This window comes from Pseudomonas sp. Irchel s3h17 (assembly GCF_900187505.1).
In the GTDB taxonomy this organism is placed as follows: Bacteria; Pseudomonadota; Gammaproteobacteria; order Pseudomonadales; family Pseudomonadaceae; genus Aquipseudomonas.
In genome coordinates, this window is the sequence record NZ_FYDL01000007.1 from 1 (window position 1) to 20,700 (window position 20,700).

Here is a 20,700-nt window from a genome sequence, read left to right on the forward strand (position 1 = left end):
GGAGCGCTTGCCGCATGCGCAGTCGATTGAAGACTATGAAGCGCTGCTGCCATGGAACTGCTCGCCAGAAATGCCACGGTAAACACGAAGCGCTTCTGGCGGTAGGTGTAGTTCATGGATCGGATACGGTGCATCGGGCGTTTACGACTGAAGCAGATGTAACCCGATTTCAGGACTAGACATGGAAGTAAGTATATGCCATTAACTTCAAAGTCTACTGCTGGCGCACGGAACGTGCACGTCTTCCTGGGTCTGCTAATCTGGTCGGAGCTAGGCAGAGATTACCTGCGCAGATCGGTTGACAGCTACAATTTTATTGTAAATGGTACCAATGGGGTGCTGTAGCTGTTCGACAATTACTCGCCTTCGCCTGCAGGTGCAATTCAAAACTCTTCAATAGTAGCGTGATTCATCCAAGTTTTATGAGTATTGTGGATTGTCAACGGTGTTTTTCCAGTACTTCGACTTCTTGACGAATGACGCGTCTGGTTTGTAGTAAGGCTCGACATGGCTCAAGTGAGGGCGCTCCCATGCAATGTTTTTTCTGACTACCTTTGCAGGTGCGCCAACTGCAACGCAGTTATTAGGAATCTTCCCTTTCACGACGCTACCGAAACCTATTACGCTCCCTTCGCCAATCTGGGCACCGCTTAAGATCGCCACTCTACCTCCTATCCATGAGTGCGGCCCAATAGAAACCGATTTCGGCATGTTCACACGCTTTCCAGTGGAGACGTCAAAAATTGGATGTCCATCATCTGCGCGTATCTGTATTTCGGACGCCAGCATGCAGTCTTCACCAATTGTTACAGTAATTCCTTCTGCTGTGGTGATTAAGCAAGTATTTGTGCATGTTACTTGGTCATCTATGTTGATTGTGCAGTCTTGCCCTAGTCTTATAACCCCTTTAAATCGATTTTTTCCTATGTTGCAAACTCCATTGTCACAGTCGAAATAAACACCCCCTTTTATTCTTGAGCCTTTTTTTACAATGAGCTTATTGTTTTTCCCGAGAAATACTACCTTGCAGGTTGGTATTTCTTCTTCGCATATTATTTCGTTGTTGTTTTCATCTTTGTATGATGAGATTGAATTTAAGGTGATTGGATTTTGCTTCATTTAAAGCCCTAAATTGCCAATGTTGTTCGTCGATAATTGAGGTCGATTATTACACGTCATGACCAATGCCCGCCACTCAGTGGTATTTTTTGTCTGGAGAAAAACAGGGTCTCTACTGATAGTGCGCGGGACATTCGCGCGCGTTGCGGGGTTAGGCGCGCGGGGAGGGGGTGGCAGGTCGGACTTGTAGTGACCTGGACGATCTGCAGCCGCTTGAACGAAGGCACGGGCAGGTCCTGGCAGGGGGAAGGTTATGCCGGTGTGTGTCAGAAGCCGTAGCAGTTCAGTTGTTGGAGCAAGAGCGACCCGGATTGCGCCTATCTTAGCGGGTCGAAGCTGATCCCTCCCGCGAGTTTGCTCAAACAAAGATTGTTGCTGACCAGGTTATCGTCGGTACCGTGCCGGTGGGGTCACACACTATTACGCTACCGCCATGCCCAAAGCACTCGGTCTGGGTTATCGGTACCAGGCAGATACTGAAGCTCGGTCGCCATATCTTTTTCAAGGGTGTGCCGTGAGTTCCGCAGCGCTAGAAGGCGGTCATTGCTGGCATGCTGCTAGTGCTGCTGACGGCAGGTACCGTGTGGAAGGTTCAGAGTTGGTACTACGGCAAGTCGGTCGCCAGGAGCGCAGCCTGCAGGTGCTGGGCCAGTTGAGAGGGCGGCTTAGCCCCAGGTTGCCGCCCAAAACGCCTTGGGCAATGCCATCGGCTATCTGACTAGCAACTGAAACAATCTACGATACGCAGAGCAAGACCACGCACTAGAGCGAACTCCACACATGGCTTCAGTGGAATATATGATGTGCGTACTGCCATGGAGTTACTTGCCAATATGCTTGGCTGACTGTGCTGTCCATCATGACAATTGGAGGTATGGCGCGCTTGCAGGTCAGAGGGGCAAATCCCGGACCTGCCCCGTTTGCGGTCAGCCTTTTGCCAACAGTTCCTCAATGACTTCAATCGCCCGTGAGCAGTTGTTTCGGTCCGTGTGAAGGAATTCATTTATCGTAGGCGCAGGCCATGTTTCACCGTGCGCCCAGCTATTGATTAATGCAGTCAACTCATTCGGGTTTTTTGCTGAAGAACGCCCCAAGTCATTTTTCAAGTCGAAATAGGCACCATGGGCTTCGTCATAGGCCGGCAAGTCGAAGTGAAAAAAAGCCACGGGTTTTTTCATATACATGAAGTCCCAGGCAATCGAAGAGTAGTCGGTTACCAGCATTCTCGCCTTCATCATGAGTTCGTTGATCGGCTCTTGTCCGTTTGACACGATCTCGACATGTGGAGGTAGATCCGTAAAGCAGTCGATATGTTTGGAGATCATGGGGTGTAGATAAAACTTGAGTTTTATTCCATGGCGGCTGCAAGTATCGGAGAGCTCCTTGTTCTTTAGGAAGGATATGTAGTTTCTGAAGAAGTCGCTGGACTTAAAGCTATGGCTATTCGCGCGCTGTAGCCATTTCCGCCATGTCGGCATGATCAAGATTTCATTGGCCGAGTCAGACCTGTCTACGAGCTTATCAAATCGAGGAAGCCCTACCACTGGAACCTCGTGTGGCTCATATCCATATTCACGACATATGATTCCCTGCTCGAGCTTTGTTGAGGAAAAGAATAGGTCGCAGGCTACTCGCGGATTGCTTCTATGGAACGAGATTTTCTTCAGGGCGATAACGCCATGCTGCAGAAAGACGAAAGGCTTTTTGGCCATTTGCCTGCCAATGGGGTCACTCTTGGGCGGGGCTAGGCGGTATCCATGGTAGCGAGATTGGGAGGAGACGAGAATTCGTGCGGTTAGAAGTGACCAGTAATGCCTGAGACTATATTTGGCAATGACGTTACGCCCATGCCTCTTCAGCTTGGCTGCATCAGGGCTGCGGCGATCAATGATGAACTTTACATTCAGGTCCTTTCTGTTGCTTCGCAGGCTCTCAAACAGTGCCAAGGCATTATCTTGCGCTGCGGAAGACTCGAATTCATACAGCAGCCAAGCGTCTGACTCCGGCTTCCCTAGCGTGTTGTAGGCTTTGTATGCCAGAGCTCGTTTGAATTTGTTGAAACGAGACAGTACATCTTCTTCAATCCGGTGAGTGATGAAAATCTCATCGTTCGCCGCTGCCGAAATGACGGATAGAATATGATTGCTTGCAAAACCTTTCATTGAAACAATTGTGCGTAGCTTTGAATTCAAGGACGCGGGTGTGGATTTCAGCGTCTTTTCGTAGCTCGCGCCATCTTCGGAAACAAGAGAGATGCAGACCTTCAATCGACTGGGGGCTTTCAATCTTTCGTTGGTGGAGAAGTCCGTCTTGGGGATGCGGAACAGATAGCCAGAGTCGGTGTAGTCACAATCGGGGAAGCCGTATCGATTTTGATTGCCCATGCTGCGTTTTCTTTCCCCAGGAATACGCAGAACTTCATCTTCCGATTCATTTCTCAAAATAAGAAAGGGCTTCAGATCAAGAGAGGGGATTCCCGGAACAAAGGCGGTTCCGATAATTCTGAATTCGTCATTTTTCTGGGTGATGGACTTGACGGTGAGGTGTTCCAGGGACTTTACGTTTTCAACGTGAGCGAAGGCTTTGCGGACGCGCAGTCTAGCGCTTTTTTTTGTATAGGGAACATATAATTCCGCATTGTGAAGTTCGCCCGCTCTCGGGAAAAACGTGCGTTGCATAAAGCGCTCGGCATCCGATTTCAAAGAGGGTGCTAATTCTTTTCCGAGCACGCGACTGGAGCTACTGCTCTTGTCGATATAACGAAACTGATAAGAACCGTTGAGTTCAAGTGCCTTGAACGGTACTAGCCAGGTCTCACTGTGTACGCCACTTGCCGTTTTCTCTATGTTCCAGGTTTTTCCGGACTTTGTATGCTCAAGAGCCAAAGCTGGATCTTTGGCTTTTTGATCTGATGGGATGAGGATCCTGATCCCCGTGGCGGTGAACTCGAACGTTACTATGCTTTTGGCGCTGAGAGGGGCTTTTCCGAGCACTTCGCCCATATTTAAAGAACTCCGTTCTTGAGAACAATGGATTGGTCCGAACTCTGAGCTATCGCTAGCTTTGTCGAAACTTTAGATTTCCATGCCGTTGAGATGCTTGGCGATTGACTCGCCAAGCATTCGCTCTCGGAAGCTTATAGCTCAGCAGGTATTTTTCCAAGCAGTTCGATGGCGGTCTTGTGCTTGGGATTTTTGTATATGACGGTCTGCAGAAGCTTTCTTGCAGTCTTGAAGTTTCCGAAAAGATACTGGGATCTTGCATAATAAAACTGCGCGTACCCCTCGAGATCCTCGAAGTTGGTGCCTGTGTTCTTCATGAACAAATCGATATCGAAAATGAGCTCTTTGGCCTGACCATCCTTGATGATCTGCGCCATATCTTCTTTGCTCGCTATCTTCTGAGGCAATGGTGTGGCCTCCAGTGGGAAAGTCGGGATCAGCTCTCGCTGCCAACTCACCCGGCTTTTGATGATCTTGGCCGGAACACCGGTAACCGCTGTATAACTCGGCACGGAGGAGGTTACGACGGAATGGCCGCCCACAATAGAGCCATGGCCGACAGTGACGCCTTTGTAAACGGTTACGCTTTCACCGAGCCAAACGTGATCTTCAATGACGGTGCTCTTGGCAGGGTTGATCCTGTCACCACTGATCAGGTCCACGATGGAGTGCATATCAGATGTTCTGATTTCCACATTGGAGCAGAGACAGCTTTTACCTATCTGTATCGAGGCGCCTTCCCAAGCGCTCAGATGAGACAGTCGATTGAAGACAGTATTTTCCCCGATTTCAATCTTACTGTTCGGGGCTATTTGAATCAGTCCATTGAGTTTGACGTTGTCACCCACGATTAGGGATGCGCTGCCGCCAAGCATTTCTATGCGAACATTTTCGAAAGTAACGTTTTCACCTAGTATTATGCGGCAATCCAACCCCTTGAAGTTAAGAGAGTTTTTGCCATGGAAGGTGGGAGGTACTCCGTCAAATGTGTTGCCTACGGCTGAGAATTCGCCGAAAAAGTCGCTTTCATTAGACATGCTTGATCCTTCAAATTTTATTACAGGGACAAAAGGGTGCGGAGCTGGAACTCGCCAGAGCACCGATTATTTTCCGCTACTCAGTTTATCTTTGTGGCAGATGAGTGAAAATTTACTGATGAAATCTAGTTGGTACTGTCTTTCGAAGTGATAGGGCTCCAAGCCAAATGGGTAGCCTTCGTCACCCAGGTAGTACCTGTCGCGCATATCTATGGTAGTGATTTCTCTCTCCTTAAGAACTTCAGCATAAAATTTGTTCAATAGAGTGTTGGCTTTCTCTATGTACGCGTATTTCGAACCTTCAAACTTGATGCTCTCTCCCTTCTTGTTGATATAGGCGTCCGTGAACTCGAATAGGTGAAGGATAACGCGAGCATTAGGCAGCGAGTGCTGCATGAGCTCTATGAATCGGTAGAACGCATCCTTGACCTTTGAAAATTGTTCCGGAGAGTTGAGCAGGTTGCTAGCGGTCAGGTTGTCCTTGTTCAGTTTGTAGAAATTTGTCTTCATTAGGCTGTTGGGGTTGCATGTCACAGGGGTGCCATTGATGAGGCAGGTCCCGTAATGCGTATCGGCATATAGATCCAGGATGATGTAATCCGGCTTCTGCGCAACAAGCTTCCTGATATGCTCCTTCTCGATGTCTTCTTTCAGGTAAGCCAACTGCTTGTCATTCAGTCGTCCAGCAAGCTCTTGGTCGGCTACCTTAGTCGGCGGCGAGACAAGAGAAATAAAGGATGATTGCCAGACAGTGGAGACGCACTCGAAATTTTCCCGATAGAAAGGGACGAAGCTCCTGTTGAAGCAGTCTCTGGTTACACATGCTCCAACAACTGCAACTTTTGTCGTTTCCATTCTTATTCAATCTCGCCGAATTTGTGTTCTAGTAATTTGTTGGCAAGGACTCCAAGCATGTGCGTATTGTACTTGGTTTCATACTTCGCAACCCCGATTCCCCACGGATGTAGTTCTTGTCCGTGAAACTTGAGCGGATCACTTTTGATGGTGATGTCAGCCAGGCGCTCTGCTTCGATGTTTATTCTTGCCAGAAGACCATTCTTGGTTTCGTAGTCATTGTTTCGGACTTTTCTCGGAATGCCTTCTTTGTCAACGTAAGTGTTAAGCAGTTGTGCGCTGTGCAGGACAATCAGCGCTTTGGGGCATATCTCCTTGGCGGTCTTGATAAGCAGTTCCGCGGCAGCCAGCCAGCTACTGAAGAAAGTTTCTTCATTGAGGTGTATGGATGCCTGGTCGGCCAGATCATTTTTAAAGTGCTTCAGGATGATAGGGTTCTTTGTTATCTCGCTGCCTGCATAAGGGATGCTCGAATACATCACGTCTGAGACAAAATCGAAGATCACGACGGATGGCGAGAAATCTTTCAGTCTCTGCATCCATACTTTGTACAGGTTGTTCTCGATCATCTTCCTGTCCCAAGCTGATAGTGATGTCAGGTCGATGCCTTTTTTAATGGGCGGTTTTACATTGCTGATGCAAGTCGTTTGGTAGCTTAAAATATCCGTCTTATACAGCGTTGTTCCGATAGAGTTGAACAGAAATATTCCACGAGTAGCTTCCGACCCTATTATTCCTATCTTCATTTATATTTCCTGATTCTGGGTTGGGTGTATAGGTCTGTTTGGTCGGAACAGCGCCTTGTTCAGTATTCGACGGACCAGCATGGACGAAACGTGAAGTGCAGTCAGTACGGCGCCAGCGATGGCTGGCGCCGTATTTCTCCCGGTCACCTCGAGTAGGATGGTGCTGAGTACAATGCCCAGAGCACCGCATTGCTCGGCAACAAGCAAATGATGCTCTTCATTGCTGGTCGCAATGGGGGTAGTGCTCCATCCTAGATTTCCGCCAGGCGCGATAGCCGGCCAGCACTGAGTGTCAGGCAGTGCTTCGGGTGCATCGCAAGAGACGGCAGCCAGAACCGGGAGCTGGAGCCGCCAGAAACTAATGCCGGGATCATGAAAATTCCCTAATGGTGATCAAAAATCAAAGTTACTTGTAAGCGCCAGTGGCGTTACCCAGCAGCATGGTCTGCACAATTGGCGAAATAACCTTTTGCCACTCGTAAATTGCTGCGTTGGTTACATAGATGGTGTCATCTGGCTTGATCATGATCTGACGGGCATAGAACACTGCCGCCGGATCACGCATGTCCAAGCGAAGAACCGTAGGTTTCGGGTTGGACGCTTCACCCATGCGGAATACGAATACACCTTCCGGGTTGGCATTGGCTTCCCGCAGGCCGCCGACACTGCCCAATGCATCCAGCAGGCTGGTGTTCTGTGCCGGCATGTCCTTCAGGCCGGGCTCACCGACGGCGCCCATGGCAACAAAGCGCTGGCGTGCACGGTCCAGGACCACTTCCGAGTTCGGGCGCAGCACCATGTTGTTGCCGGCCAGTACGTCTTCATAGTTGAACTGCTGGACCTGGCTGCCGGTGCGTACAGTGACGTTGACCAGGTGTGGTTCCAGTACCGGGCCGCCGGCCTGGTTGACGGCGTCGAGCAGGGTCAGCGGACCTTGCAGGGTGCTGAAGCGGCCAGGGGACTTGACCGCGCCGGCGACCAGTACCGAGCCCGACAGGTCGCCGACCAGTTCGACGTGGGTCTGCACGTCGGTGGTCACGCCTTTGAGCTGCTTGCGGATCATGTTCTCAACCTGGTTGAGGGTCATGCCGGCGACGAACTGACGACCGACGTAGGGCAGGGAGATCATGCCCTGGTCGTCGATGCGGGTCTTGAGCTGGGTGCCGCCGGTGGACAGTGGCGCGAACAGGGCCGAGCCTTCCGGTGCGTTGTCGGTGATCAGCACGCTAAGGGTGTCGCCAGCCATCAGGTGCGCCGAAGGGGCGACCGGCTTGGCGATGCTCGACTGTACGGGGCGCTCGGCACCGCGCATGTAGGGCGCGATGGTGTTGGCGTTGATCTCGACCAGGTTGTACGACTCGTTCTTGGTTTCGATATCACCCTTGTACGGGCCTGCGCCCGACAGCGTGCCGCCACATCCGGCCAGGCCGAGGGTTGCCAGGGCCAGCGCTGCCAGTTTCAGGTTGAACTTAGGGGAGACAGCAGGGGATTTAATCACGATGATCCTCGATCGAAGCCAGGATGAAGCGGGTTATGCCGTACAGCATGAGCAGGCCCAGCAGGATGGTTGCCAGGTTGTACAAACGCTCTGGGTACAGGGCCAGTTGTGGGGTGTTCGGACTGACCACGGTGACCAGGGTGCGGATCTTTTTGCTGGCCTCGATACGAGCGTTGTCGAGGGCGGCGACGGCTGTCTTGTAGCTTTCTTCGGCGATGCCGGCGTCCAGGGTCAGTTGCTGGAAGCGCGAGGCGACCACGTTCAACTGGGAGCCATCGGGCGAGGAGACCAGCAGGCGTTTTTCCTTGGCCAGTTGCTGGGTGATGGCGGTGACTTTCTGCTTTTGCTGTCTGACCTGGGGCGAGTCGGCCCGCAGCTTGAACAGCATTTCGGTGAGCACTGCCTGCTCCTTGGTGTACTGGCCTTCCAGGTCGGCAATGATGGTGGCACGGCTCTGTGCGGTGTTGCCGCCGTCCAATACCTTGTTGTCATACTGGAAGTCGAGCAGTTCGGTCTTGCGCTCGGCGTAGTTGGTCCGCACCGTTTCCAGTTCGCTTCGGGCGAAGGCCATTTGCTCGCGGGCGATACTGTGGCTGACTTCGTTGACGAAGTGTTCGCTGGCGCCAAGGATGGTGCGCAGCATCTGCTCCGACAGCTCAGGGGTAAAGGCTTGCACCTCGACCCGCAGCAGGCCGGTGGTTTCGTCATAGTGCGCCGAGACCATGCGCTGGTAGTACTTGAGCAGGTCTTCGCGCTCGGCGTCCTGGTCCAGCCAGAAGAACATGTCGCGACGCTGGGCGGCATATTGCTCGATCCAGTGCAGGCGCTCTTCCAGCAGCAGCATCATGTCCATGGACACGATGTACTCGCGCAGGTAGAGGGTCTCTTCCCGGGAGGCCGGGTTGGTGCCGGTCAGCAGGGTTGCCAGCCCGGGCACTGCCGCACCCTGGTTGCCGCCATCCTGGCGGACCACCACCTGGGCGGAGCTGACATAGCGGTCGATGGCGAATATGCCGTAGTAGATGGCCGCCAGGGCCAGTGGCAGGACCACCAGGCCGATTGCCAGGCGCCAGCCCTTGAGTTTACCCGTACTGCTCATATGTGATGCATCCTTGAAGTGGAACGGTGCTGCGATATAAGGGGGGGGATCAGGTGTTGTAGGCCTTGATGCCTTCGGCGACGTCCTCGTAGATCTGGATGCCGCCATCGCGTACCAGCAGGACGATGTCGCAGATTTTTTCGACTTCGGGCATGGTGTGGGTAACCAGCACCACTTTCGATTGCTGCAGTTTTTCCCGGAAGACTTCGGCGCATTTGCGCTTGAACTGCGCGTCACCCACCGACATCACTTCGTCGATCAGGTAGTAGTCGAAGTCGAAGGCCATGCTCAGGCCGAAGGCCACGCGTGAGCGCATGCCGGAGGAGTAGGTCTTGATCGGTTCATCGATCCAGTCGCCGATTTCGGCGAACTCCTGGACGTAACGGACCTTCTCGCGCATGGCTTCGCCTTCGGCGCCGTAGACCCTGCAGACGAACTTGATGTTGTCGCGCCCGGTCATGCTGCCCTGAAAACCACCTGACAGGCCCACTGGCCAGGAAATGCTCTGGTCGGTGACGATGGTGCCGGAGTCCGGGATGTCGGCACCGCCGAGCAGGCGCATCAGGGTCGACTTGCCTGCACCGTTGCGGCCGATCAGGCCAATGTTCTTGCCCGGTGGAATCGACAGTGACAGGTTGCGGAACACAAACCGACGCCCTTTAGGGGTCAGGTAGGATTTGGTGACATTCTTGAGTTCGAACACGTTGCCTGTCCTCAGCCGTTTTTCGTGGAAATGAGGTGCAGCCGGCGGGCGCGGTAGCTGCCCAGGGCAACGAATAGCAAGATCATGGTGAACGTGATCACGTAGGTTTCAGACACGCCATCGACTGGGGTGTAGTGCGGCAGTACTTCGGCACGGATCAGTTCGACCAGGTGCAAGAACGGGTTCAGCAGGAGCAGGGGCATCATGGCTTGTGGCAGGTAGGCTGCCGGCAAGAGCACGCCGGAAATGAAGTAGAGCGGGAAGAAGGCCATCCGGATGATCACCTTCAGGCTGGGAAGAGCGTGGGTGATCAGTGCTAACAACATGCCCAGGCCAAAGGCAAATAGCAGGCCGAGAGCCAATGTCGCCACCCATTGAAGTGGGCTGTGTATCGACATGTCGAAGCCGTACCAGGCGAAACCGAACACCAGGATCGCGTAGACCGTAGCGCTGATGCAGGTTTCCACCAGCACTCGAGCGACATAGGTATCCAGCGGCTTGATCTGTTTATAGGCGAATAGCGAACGGTTTTCCCGCAAGCTGTCCATCAGCCGCAGGGCGGTATTGCGGTAGAGCAGGAAGGGTGCCATCCCCACCAGCACGAATACCGGGTATTCAACGCCGGAGACGGTGCGGCCGCGAATCAGCGAGAACAGCAGGGTAAAGATCAGCAGGTGGCAGATCGGCTCGATCAGGGTCCAGACCGCGCCCATGCGGCGGTCGCCGAAACGGGCACGGGCCTCGCGCAGCATCAGGGCAAAGATGACTGATTTTTGAATCTGGAAGGAGGAACGAGGCTTCAAGAATAGTTACCGCACAGCGAAGCAGCGTGCCTAGGCACGCCGGTGAATTCATTTCAGGAAAAGCCCGTGTCCCGCGCGGTGTTTTGGGGGATTCAGGCAGCTTCCTTGCTCTAGGGGCGGGGAGATTAATCGCTGGGTGGTATTAGCGTCAAGGGAGAAGCATTCCCTACAACCTGCATTCAGCTGCCTATTTTCCTATATGGAGGTATTACATTCATGGCAGGAAGTTCCATGTGGAAAAGTCAAGTCTCACATAAATGATAGAGTTGCGTATCGCAAATACCATGATACCAAAGTGATATCATTGTGTCAAATTAGGTTGTTGTTGATTGATTATGTTGAAAGTGTGCACGTGCTGTTCGTTCGCAAATCTGCCGGTCAGCAGGTTTATTGCCAACAACTGCCGTGGGGGAGTGGATACATCGCACCAGTGGACTCCTTGCAAGCCCCTGATTCTGAGGTGTATAGACATCTGAAAGGCGCGCCCCTCACGGGAGGCGATTCAGGGCTACAGGGCACAGGACTTTTCAATTCGAACGGTATTGGTACGAATGTACCGTTTACGCTTGGCGCGCGATGACGGCGTTGCATTGTCGTGTATCACACTGATTTGTACCGGTCAGGTTTGTTGGGGTAACAGCCTTGAAATCACTTTATCATAATGCGAGCTACATTCAATGTCAGTGCACTATTGCGCCTCGATCAAGTAACCCCGGAAGTGGTGTGCTATTTGTCGGTTTTTTGGCGTGCGATTTTTTGACTGTGTAACCTTGATCAGGTGTTAAGTAATGCGCGTGTATTGATCCAATTACATTCGTCATCCTGATTTGATGGTGATGCCACGTATCAGGGATTGAGGAGAGAGATCTAACAGTCGAAGTTGAGCGCTGAAATGACCCGGTGCCGCTCTTCAAATATGACTGGATTGTTTTGATACGTCGCGTGCGCAGATCGGTTTTCTATCTGCCATTGCTCACTGAGTGAGCGTGTCGCCAACCCCTTGAGTAGACTGATACCGAATCCAGCAGGAAACCATGCATCTGGTTGGTGGTTTTGGTGCGGTCACGCACCAGCGACTCACGCAGGCGATGTAGTACTGAAAGCGTCTGTTGGGCCTCGGTATCGACGAAATCGTTTTTGCTGCCCTTGACGAAAGGTCGGACGAACTGCGGGGAAATCAGCTTGGATTGATGTCTCGTAGCTATCAGCTGGCGAGCGACGAAATGCGCGCCGGCGCAGGCTTTCATCACCACCGAGCAGGCGGGAAGGTTGCCGAAGAACCTCATCATCTGTTGCCTGGAGAGCTTCTTGCGAAACAGTTCTCGACCTGATTTATCTTGATCGTGAAGATGAAAACTGTGCTTGCCGAGGTCGATGCCGACCAATGCTAACTCGCTCATGATGATGGTCTCCGAAAACAAAACACTCTGCGAAAGCGTAGCCCCCGCAGGGTGTCGGGGTGACCATCTCATTAAAGCCCCGCACGATGGCGGGGCTCAATGGAAAACCGAACTCCTAACTGTAGCTGTCCAACAAATCATGACCAGACCAAGTCATCTGAACTGTTCCGTGATCAAGTAGGAGATAGCCGTCATTGATCAGAAGTTTGGAGTTGTAGAAATAATCGTCAGGATCTACGCCCAACTCGCGAGTTACGTGCCCTTCTAAATGAAGCTGGTCGATACCTTCTGAGCACGCCTTACTCTGTACAGCCAGAAGGATTTTCCTTGCTGCCTCAAAATTACGTTTCATGAAACTTCCCTAGATCAATCAGTGGGCGAGGAGCTGGAGCATTCCCATCACCAAGCCACATAAAAACGTACATGCCGGTCACCTTGCATAAAAAAGCCACCTGCGAAGGTGGCTTTTCAGTACAGGACGGTGACGCCGCTATCAGTAAGCCTTGCCCGTCTTGTAGAAGTGCTCGAAGCAGAAGTTGGTCGCCTCGATGTAGCCTTCAGCGCCACCGCAGTCGAAACGCTGGCCCTTGAACTTGTAGGCAATCACGCAACCGTCTTGCGCCTGCTTCATCAGGGCGTCGGTGATCTGGATCTCGCCGCCTTTGCCTGGCTCGGTTTCTTCGATCAGTTTGAAGATGTCCGGCGTCAGGATGTAGCGACCAATGATGGCCAGGTTGGACGGGGCATCTTCAGGCTTTGGCTTCTCGACCATGTTGCGCACGCGGTACAGGTCATCACCGATCAGGTCGCCGGCGATCACACCGTACTTCTGGGTTTCCTGAGGGTCTACTTCCTGGATCGCCACGATGGTGCAGCGGTACTGCTTGTACAGCTTGACCATCTGGGTCAGTACGCCGTCGCCTTCCAGGTTGACGCACAAGTCGTCCGCCAGTACCACGGCGAAGGGTTCGTCACCGATCAGTGGGCGACCGGTCAGGATCGCGTGGCCCAGGCCCTTCATTTCGGTTTGACGGGTGTAGGAGAACGAGCACTCGTCCAGCAGCTTGCGGATGCCGACCAGGTACTTCTCTTTGTCAGTACCCTTGATCTGGTTTTCCAGCTCGTAGCTGATGTCGAAGTGGTCTTCCAGGGCGCGTTTGCCACGGCCGGTGACAATGGAGATTTCGGTCAGGCCGGCATCCAGTGCTTCTTCGACGCCGTACTGGATCAGTGGTTTGTTCACCACCGGCAGCATTTCCTTGGGCATGGCTTTAGTCGCTGGCAGAAAACGAGTGCCGTAACCAGCTGCCGGGAACAAGCATTTCTTGATCATAAGAGTCCTTGATAAATCTGTGCGTCCTAATTTCCGCGCAGTCTAATCAGGCGTCGAGCACCTTTCAATGCCCGGCGGGACTAACCGATACCTCCATAGAGAAATATTGCCACCGATAGTTACGAGGCACGAAACCCCGGCTTATACCGGCCACCTGCATTGTTCAACCAACCCAACACGGAGGATTGGCAGCCATGTAACCGATATCGAAGCTTGCCCAGCGGCGGCACCAGTGCTCTGTTCAGTCAAGAAAAGTAGGGGCCCGTGGCGAGGGAGCTTGCTCCCGCTCAGGAAGCAAGCGCCCCTAACAAAGCTATTGCGGTCTTTCAGAATGAACTTGGCGATAGTTTTTTGGGGGGCTTCTATGCAGCCCAGCGCGAGCTTGCGCCCTCGCCACGGGGGGATGTATTGAGCAATCCCTAGCCTTAACTGACTGGCATTAACCTCAGGGGTCGCTCATTTTTCGGGTTGGCAGGGAGGGGCGGCAAGCGGGCCTTCTCGAAGCGTTAGAGCGCCAGCCCTTCCTGGATCACCGAGAGGAAGTTGTCTTCATTGAGCGCCACCGGGTCCGGTCGTGCCTGACCGGTACGGGCAACGGTCAGGATCTGCCAGTGCGCCTCGCCGTGGTCGTTCTCGGAGCGGCGGATGTACAGGTCCCTGGTTTTGCCGAGGATATCGACCCGGCCCGTGCCGCCAATGATGAAGCGGGCAATGGGGTCGAGGGTGATGGTGTGGTGGTTACCCTCGATCTGCAGCTTGTCGATGGCATAGTTGAAGGTCTCGCCGGACGGCAGGCTTTCGAACACGCGGGTGGGTACCCGGCGAATGTTCAGGCCGGCTTCGGTCAGTGGCTCCAGCCACGTCTCCAACTGGTGGTACATTTCATAGACCTGTGTTGGCCAGTGCTCAATCGCCAGGTCCGCACAGGCCTGTGCGTCCGCACGGGTCTGCTGTTTTTGCTTCAGTTTTGTGGCGAGCTCATCTGCCTTACTCATACCGATTTCCTATCGTGCTGTAAGTGTGGTCGTTGTCACTTCAAGGTACTTCACCTGGAGGGGCGATTGCCAGTCACTCGCGCCGGGCGGATTTCGGTTCAGGAAGAATTTCTCTTGGACTTCAGCCGCCAGCCGTCACAATACGCCCACCCCGGTTTCGCCCTCAGGTGCGTTAATGAAAAAACTGTACACCCTGGTTGTGCTCTGTGTGCTGACGGCTGTCAGTGTGTTCATGAACCAGGCGCCGCAATCCCGTCAGAGTCAGCCGCAGAGTGCGTCGATGGCGGGGGCGTTTGACTATTACGTGCTGGCGCTCTCCTGGTCGCCGACTTTTTGCCTGACTCGCCCGGAAAATGCCCAGTGCTCGGGCAAGGGCTATGGCTTCGTGCTCCACGGCCTGTGGCCGCAGTACGCCCAGGGCGGCTGGCCGCAGTCCTGCGAGCCGAAGGTGGGGTTGTCGCAAGCCGAGCGCGCGCGCGGTCTGACGCTGTTTGTGACGCCGGCACTGCTCAAGCATGAGTGGTCGAAGCACGGGACCTGCAGCGGCCTCGGGGCCATGGGTTACCTGGCGGCCGCGGACAAGGCGGTCGGCGCGGTGAAAATCCCGGATCAGTTGCAACCCTTCCACAAGGAGGTCTACTTCTCGGCGCAGGACATTGCGCAGATGTTCCGGCAGAGCAATCCCGGCATGAGCAAGGATGGCATTGCGGTGATCTGTCGGGGACCGGAGTTGTCGGAGGTACGGGTGTGCATGGGCAAGGACTTGTCGTTCCAGGCCTGTGGCAAGGGGGTGAAAAACCAGTGTCGCGCGGGGGATATCCGGGTGCCACCGGTTCGCTAGGTCCGCCGTTTTCAAGTGAACAGGGAAGCGCCCGGCAAGCGACGCTTCCCTGTTTGCATTCAGGCCGCCTAAGCCTGTTCGACAGGCAAGCCCAGCGCCGCCAGGTCTTTGCGCAATTGCTCGGCACTGCTGAACTGGAGTGCGTTGAAGCCTTCCCGGCGCGCACCTTCGATGTTCGGGGCGTGGTCGTCGATGAACACCGCATGGTGTCCTTCGAGCTGGTAGCGGGATTTCAGCAGTTGGAAGATCGCCGGGTCCGGCTTGATGATGCCTTCGGCGCCTGACACCAGGATGCCTTCGAACCGGTGCAGGAAGGCGAAGCGTTCCAGGGCGATGGGGAAGGTTTCGGCCGACCAGTTGGTCAGGGCCAGCAGGCGGATACCCTTGGCATGCAACTCCTCCAGAATCCGTACGCTGCCTTCCAGGACGCCACCGAGGGTTTCTTCCCAGCGCTCGCGGTAGGCGCGAATCAGCGCCGCTTGCGATGGGTGGCGCGCGATGGCTTCGGCGATCCCGGCTTCCCAGGATCGGCCGGCGTCCTGTTGTTCGTTCCAGGCGGGCGGGCAGACCTCGGACAGGAACGTCTCCATGGCCTGTACGTCATCGCCGAAGAGCTTGCGGTACAGGTTTCTCGGGTTCCAGCGGATCAGGACATTGCCGAGGTCGAATACCACAGTGTCGATGGCTGCGGGATGGTTCAATGTACTCATGCTTTTCCTCCATTGATCGGCTTGGCGAGCGTGTCGTCCTTGGGCGGTCTCATCCTAGCAGAGGTGTTTCGAGTCGTCGGTATTTGCAGGGTGGCGGCACCCGATGGACTGCGGCGGATTGCAGGCACTGTGACAGCGTGACCATTTGCCCCTCGTCACTGCCGTAAGCTAAGCTCCGCGCACTAGGGGGGCTGGGCCATTGCTCATGCCATAACCGTCAAGGATGATGCGTTTGCCTACTCCGATTCACGACCTCCATTACGCCAGCGGTGATCCACTCAAGCGCTTGCCCTTGCGCAAGGCTGCAGTGACTTTCATTGTCGGGGTCTGTTTGTGCCTGTGTGGCTTGCTCTACTTGCAACTGGAGCAGTCCCGGCAGCACGAATTGACCCAGGCTCGACTGGCCTCGGCGAACCTCACCCGGGCAATGGCGCAGCAAGCCCAGGATACGTTCCTGGCAGCCGACCTGGTGGTCACCAGTCTGGTCGACTGGATTTCGGCCGATGGCTTTGGCGCGGCACAATTCGGGCTGTTGCAGCACACCTTTGCGCGACGGGTGCAGGCCCTCGAACCGTTGCACGGGCTGTTTCTGTTCGACCGCGACGGGCAGTGGGTGGTGACCTCGTTCAGCGATCTACCGCGTCGCAAAGGGGTGGCGGATCGTGACTACTTCAAGTTCCATCAGCAGAACCCGTCGCTGCAGGCCCATATTGGGCCGGCGGTTCGCAGTCGGCAGAACGGTGAGTGGATCATTCCGCTGTCGCGGCGCGTGAACGATCGGAACGGCGAGTTCCAGGGTGTGCTGTTGGCCGGGATCCGCATGGCGTATTTCGAGCAGTTTTTCAAAAGCTTTGACCTCCACGACAACGGCTCGATGTTTCTCGCGCTGTCAGACGGCACCTTGCTGGCCCGGCGTCCGTATGAGGAGCAGCGTATCGGCGAGTCGCTGGCCCAGGGAGAAATTTTCAGCCGGTACCTGCCGCAAGCGCCGTCCGGCAATGCGCTGATTCGCTCGGTCCTGGATAATGTGGTGCGCTTGTATGGTTATCGCCAGCTGGACGCTTATCCGCTGGTGGTCTCGGCGGCCGTGCCCGAGGAGGCGATCCTTCGGGTGTGGTACGCCAATGCCGTGCAATCGAGTGTCATTGTCGCGTTGGTAGTGCTTGGCGTCGGTCTGTTTGGCTGGGTGTTCGTGCAGCAAGTGCGCAACGGCGAGCGTATCGAGGCGGACTTGCGCGCCGCACAGGAGCGCCTGGAAGTGATCGCCACCCACGACAGCCTGACCGGGTTGGCCAACCGGCGCTTGTTCGAGCGGGCGCTGGACATCGAGTTCTCCCGTGGCGCCCGGCAGCAACGCCCGTTGAGCCTGATCATGCTCGATATCGATTTCTTCAAGCGCTTCAACGACGCCTACGGGCACGTGGCGGGGGACCAGTGCCTGGCACAGGTGGCCGGTGTGGTGAAGCGCCATTGCCAGCGCAAGTCCGACCTGGCGGTGCGCTACGGCGGTGAAGAGTTTGCCGTGTTGCTGCCCGACACCGACATCAAGGGGGCGTTTGCCATTGCCGAGCGCATTCGCCTCGCTATCAAGGACATGCACATCATCCATTGCGGTGCACCGTCGGGCTATCTGACGCTCAGTCTCGGTTGCTTTGCGTTCGTGCCCAGGGCCGGGGACAGTATTGAAGCGTTTATCGAACGGGCAGACGCTGCGTTGTACCAGGCGAAGAACTTTGGCAGAAACCGCACCGTGGTGCTGTCGGTCGAAATCGATTCGCGGGTCAAGGAGCGGGCGGCAGTCACGGAGTGAGGCGTGTGTCCGGCGGTCACTGTTGCCGGTAGGTTGCGGGTTCTCAACGACAGTTGAACTGCGCCCCACGCTACCCTAATGCCGGTCAGTTAAGAGAGATAAAGCCGAACACGCAGCCCGTGGCGAGGGAGCTTGCTCCCGCTGGGCTGCGTAGCAGCCCCAAAACAGGGCCGCTTTGCGCCCCAGCGGGAGCAAGCTCCCTCGCCACGGGTACTATGTTCGGCTGGTCTTTGGTTTAACTGATCGGCATTACCCACGCTATCCTCCCTTCTTCATGACACGGACGATCACCCTCATGTCGATACCCAATACATTCAAGACTGTTGCGCTGACGGTTGCCGCGCTTTCCTGGCTGCTCGCGTCCAAGGGGGCGTTCAACCTGACCATGCGTTTGTACGGGCCAAAACCCGAGGCGCTGAACGGCAAGTGGAATCCGCCAGCGGTGAAGCGTCTGTAGTCAGGGCGCCGATGTATCGAAGGCCGTACGCAGCAGGTCAATGGTCTGCCCGGTGGACAGCCCGGGTGCTGGAGGTGGGTCAGGGCGTTCACAAAATTCGCGCCACACATACAGCGTGAGTTCCGCGCCATCGGTGAGGGTCTGTGGGCTCGGCGAGGCGTAGTGCTCGAGCAGGCGATAGCGTTCGTCCTGCCAGAACAGTGTTTCAACCCACTCGAAAACCGGGATGAAGTGAAAGTGGATCGGCTGCCCGGGTGTGTGCCCGTAGCGCCCGATGTACAGGTGTTTCGGTGCCAGGCAAGTCTCGACGATTTTCTGGGTGCGGGCCATCAGCCCCCCCAACTGCGCCAATGCCGCGTCCGGCAGCTCGTGGAGCGCGTTGACATTCGACCGTGCGCCGAGCATGAGGTAGCCCGGCAGTGCCGAGTTGATTCGGTGATTGACAATCCAGTGCTCGGTTTCGTGGACGATGAAGCGTGGGTCGATGTTCATGGTCGATTCGTCACCGTGTCGATAGCTGCTTACTGAAGACCCGGTTCTCGTAGGCATTACCGCCAAATTCATAGTGTGTACCGCCTATGTCCTCATATCCTTGCGCGTGATAAAAATCCCGGGCGCGGAGGTTTCCGGCCCACGCTTTCAACCACAGGCAAGGCAGGTCGGCTTCGCGCATCAGGGCTTCGGATTTCTCCAGCAGCGTCCGCCCCAGCCCTTGTCGATGGCAATGGCGCTGTACGTACAGGCGAACCAGTTCGGCGCCTGCCGACAGGTGCGGCATCGGGCCTTCGGCGTGGGCCACGATTTCGGCAAAGCCCAGCAGGTGAACGTCGCGTTCCACCAGGATGAATCGGGTGTCGGGGTGCTTGAGGCGGGTGTCGAACTGCGTGGGCGCATACACCGTCAGGGCTTCCTCGGCGAGGTCGGCGCGCATGCCGTCGGTGGCGTAAGTGTCGAGAAACACCTGGGTGGCCAGGCCGCTGATGCACAGCGCATCGCAAGGCTCACCGAGGCGGTAGTGGAGCGAGGAAGGCATTACGATGTCCTTATCGTCGGGTTCGAATGAGTAGGTTGCGGGTGGCGCTTTGCTGGGCGCTATTACAAGCAAGCCGAAGGTTGTTGGCAAGCAGCGCTTGAGGTGTTGGCACCCAGGATTCTGGCGAGTCCAGAGCGTTTTCAAACCGGCTGATTGGTGAAATCAATTGTCGGCGCCAAGGGTGCATGCCGTATAACTTTCGCCCATCGGTCGGGCGCCGCGAGGTTCAGGGGCCCGGTTAACGTACATGAGCAAGGAGTCCGTGATGAGCTTGCCCGTTCTCAACGACATCGAGTTGTATCTGCAACGCCTGGGCTATGCCGCGCCACCTGCGCCCACCCTCGAAACGCTGCGTGCGTTGCAGCTACGCCATACCAGCACCTTCGTGTTTGAAAACCTGTCGCCGCTGGCCCGGATACCTGTGCAACTGGACCTTGAATCGATCCAGCGCAAGGTGTTGCACGAGGGGCGGGGGGGTTACTGCTACGAGCTCAATAATCTCTACATGACACTGTTGCAGCACCTGGGGTACGAGGTGCGCGGCATCACCGGCCGCGTGGTGATGAACGCGCCTGAAGACGCCTGGGCGGCGCGTACCCATCGCCTGACCCTGTTGACCCTGGACGGGGTGCGCTACATCACCGACGTCGGCTTCGGCGGCATGGTGCCCACCGCCCCCTTGTTGCTCGACACCGACGAAGAGCAAGCCACGCCCCACGAGCCCTATCGCATCACCCGGGACGGCGACAGCTACACCTTGCGCGCCAGGGTCGCCGGTGAGTGGCGGGCAATGTACGTGTTCGACCTGCAGCGCCAGGGCGATATCGATTACGAGATCGGTAACTGGTATGTCTCGACCCATCCCCAATCCCCCTTTCTTCAGCGCTTGATGGCAGCGCGTACCGGGGAGGGCGTGCGTCGAACGTTGAACAACGGCAGTTTTGCCATCCACCACATGGGTGGCGCCAGCGAGCGTCGGGAAATCTGCGATCCCGATGAGCTGATTGAATTACTGCGCAGTGAGTTCGAATTGCGGGTACCTGAGCATCCGGCGCTCAAGGCGACGATCGCGGGGTTGATCAGCGCCTCGGAGTGAATCGCCCGGGAAAACCAAAAAAGCTGATCAGTTGATCAGCTTTTTTTTCGACAGAGGGTATCGCCTCACAGGCCCGTGCCAGAGGGCTTAAAAGGGTCGAATCTGGACGCCTGTCGATAATGTGACCGGTAAGTTGTATACAACTCTATGGACATTTGTTTGG

The 20,700-nt window shown here is 55.4% G+C and carries 19 protein-coding genes and 1 pseudogene; 4 read left to right on the top strand and 16 right to left on the bottom strand.

Going from position 1 to position 20,700, the window contains the following annotated elements:
* Window positions 1-420: 420 nt before the first annotated feature.
* The 13 genes and pseudogenes from CKW25_RS11170 to CKW25_RS11235 form a co-directional block, all read right to left on the bottom strand.
* The gene (locus tag CKW25_RS11170; protein WP_095079244.1) at window positions 421-1,119 is read right to left on the bottom strand and encodes an acyltransferase; all 699 of its coding nucleotides are present in this window, start codon (window positions 1,117-1,119) and stop codon (window positions 421-423) included.
* Window positions 1,120-2,045: 926 nt separating this feature from the next.
* A complete protein-coding gene (locus CKW25_RS11175) occupies window positions 2,046-4,121 on the bottom strand; it encodes a CDP-glycerol glycerophosphotransferase family protein (protein ID WP_095079245.1) in 2,076 nt (691 codons plus the stop codon).
* Window positions 4,122-4,255: 134 nt separating this feature from the next.
* Complete coding sequence (locus CKW25_RS11180; protein WP_095079246.1) at window positions 4,256-5,158, bottom strand: hypothetical protein; 903 nt, start codon at window positions 5,156-5,158, stop codon at window positions 4,256-4,258.
* A gap of 66 nt (window positions 5,159-5,224) precedes the next feature.
* On the bottom strand, window positions 5,225-6,013 hold the full coding sequence (locus tag CKW25_RS11185; RefSeq protein WP_095079247.1) for a DUF6270 domain-containing protein: 789 nt from the start codon (window positions 6,011-6,013) through the stop codon (window positions 5,225-5,227).
* Between the two features lie 2 nt (window positions 6,014-6,015).
* Window positions 6,016-6,759 (bottom strand): DUF6270 domain-containing protein, encoded by a 744-nt coding sequence (locus CKW25_RS11190; protein WP_095079248.1) that lies wholly within the window; start codon window positions 6,757-6,759, stop codon window positions 6,016-6,018.
* A gap of 406 nt (window positions 6,760-7,165) precedes the next feature.
* The gene (locus CKW25_RS11200) at window positions 7,166-8,257 is read right to left on the bottom strand and encodes a polysaccharide biosynthesis/export family protein (protein WP_095079250.1); all 1,092 of its coding nucleotides are present in this window, start codon (window positions 8,255-8,257) and stop codon (window positions 7,166-7,168) included.
* Window positions 8,250-9,356 carry an ABC transporter permease gene (locus CKW25_RS11205; RefSeq protein ID WP_095079251.1) on the bottom strand — a complete coding sequence of 369 codons (1,107 nt, stop codon included), beginning with the start codon at window positions 9,354-9,356 and terminating at the stop codon, window positions 8,250-8,252. The genes CKW25_RS11200 and CKW25_RS11205 overlap by 8 nt, the downstream gene beginning before the upstream one ends.
* A 49-nt stretch (window positions 9,357-9,405) precedes the next feature.
* Entirely contained in the window at window positions 9,406-10,059 is a 654-nt protein-coding gene (locus tag CKW25_RS11210) for an ABC transporter ATP-binding protein (protein WP_095079252.1), read from the bottom strand.
* Between the two features lie 11 nt (window positions 10,060-10,070).
* The gene (locus tag CKW25_RS11215; protein WP_256577961.1) at window positions 10,071-10,862 is read right to left on the bottom strand and encodes an ABC transporter permease; all 792 of its coding nucleotides are present in this window, start codon (window positions 10,860-10,862) and stop codon (window positions 10,071-10,073) included.
* Between the two features lie 990 nt (window positions 10,863-11,852).
* Window positions 11,853-12,262, bottom strand: a pseudogene (locus CKW25_RS11220) (IS110 family transposase); the annotation flags it as partial.
* A gap of 115 nt (window positions 12,263-12,377) precedes the next feature.
* A complete protein-coding gene (locus CKW25_RS11225; RefSeq protein WP_095079253.1) occupies window positions 12,378-12,614 on the bottom strand; it encodes a hypothetical protein in 237 nt (78 codons plus the stop codon).
* Between the two features lie 141 nt (window positions 12,615-12,755).
* Window positions 12,756-13,595, bottom strand: a complete 840-nt coding sequence (gene galU / locus CKW25_RS11230; RefSeq protein ID WP_095079254.1) for a UTP--glucose-1-phosphate uridylyltransferase GalU — start codon at window positions 13,593-13,595, stop codon at window positions 12,756-12,758.
* A 506-nt stretch (window positions 13,596-14,101) separates the two neighbouring features.
* Entirely contained in the window at window positions 14,102-14,590 is a 489-nt protein-coding gene (locus CKW25_RS11235) for a hypothetical protein (RefSeq protein ID WP_095079255.1), read from the bottom strand.
* Between the two features lie 175 nt (window positions 14,591-14,765).
* Here CKW25_RS11235 and CKW25_RS11240 point away from each other — a divergent pair, with 175 nt between their 5' ends.
* Window positions 14,766-15,431, top strand: coding sequence for a ribonuclease T2 (locus tag CKW25_RS11240; RefSeq protein WP_095079256.1), 666 nt, complete (start codon window positions 14,766-14,768; stop codon window positions 15,429-15,431).
* 68 nt (window positions 15,432-15,499) lie between these two features.
* Here CKW25_RS11240 and CKW25_RS11245 read toward each other — a convergent pair whose 3' ends face one another.
* Window positions 15,500-16,141, bottom strand: coding sequence for an HAD family phosphatase (locus CKW25_RS11245; RefSeq protein WP_095079257.1), 642 nt, complete (start codon window positions 16,139-16,141; stop codon window positions 15,500-15,502).
* 232 nt (window positions 16,142-16,373) lie between these two features.
* On the opposite strand from CKW25_RS11245, the gene CKW25_RS11250 reads away from it, so the two are divergent.
* Both CKW25_RS11250 and CKW25_RS26660 read left to right on the top strand, forming a co-directional pair.
* Window positions 16,374-17,951 (top strand): GGDEF domain-containing protein, encoded by a 1,578-nt coding sequence (locus CKW25_RS11250; RefSeq protein WP_095079625.1) that lies wholly within the window; start codon window positions 16,374-16,376, stop codon window positions 17,949-17,951.
* Between the two features lie 295 nt (window positions 17,952-18,246).
* Complete coding sequence (locus CKW25_RS26660; RefSeq protein WP_172736485.1) at window positions 18,247-18,408, top strand: hypothetical protein; 162 nt, start codon at window positions 18,247-18,249, stop codon at window positions 18,406-18,408.
* Here the strand turns inward: CKW25_RS26660 and CKW25_RS11255 are convergent, their stop codons facing one another.
* Both CKW25_RS11255 and CKW25_RS11260 read right to left on the bottom strand, forming a co-directional pair.
* The gene (locus tag CKW25_RS11255) at window positions 18,409-18,900 is read right to left on the bottom strand and encodes an HIT family protein (protein WP_095079258.1); all 492 of its coding nucleotides are present in this window, start codon (window positions 18,898-18,900) and stop codon (window positions 18,409-18,411) included.
* A gap of 10 nt (window positions 18,901-18,910) precedes the next feature.
* Complete coding sequence (locus CKW25_RS11260) at window positions 18,911-19,441, bottom strand: N-acetyltransferase (RefSeq protein ID WP_095079259.1); 531 nt, start codon at window positions 19,439-19,441, stop codon at window positions 18,911-18,913.
* Between the two features lie 265 nt (window positions 19,442-19,706).
* On the opposite strand from CKW25_RS11260, the gene CKW25_RS11265 reads away from it, so the two are divergent.
* Entirely contained in the window at window positions 19,707-20,537 is an 831-nt protein-coding gene (locus CKW25_RS11265; protein ID WP_095079260.1) for an arylamine N-acetyltransferase, read from the top strand.
* The last annotated feature ends 163 nt before the right edge of the window (window positions 20,538-20,700 follow it).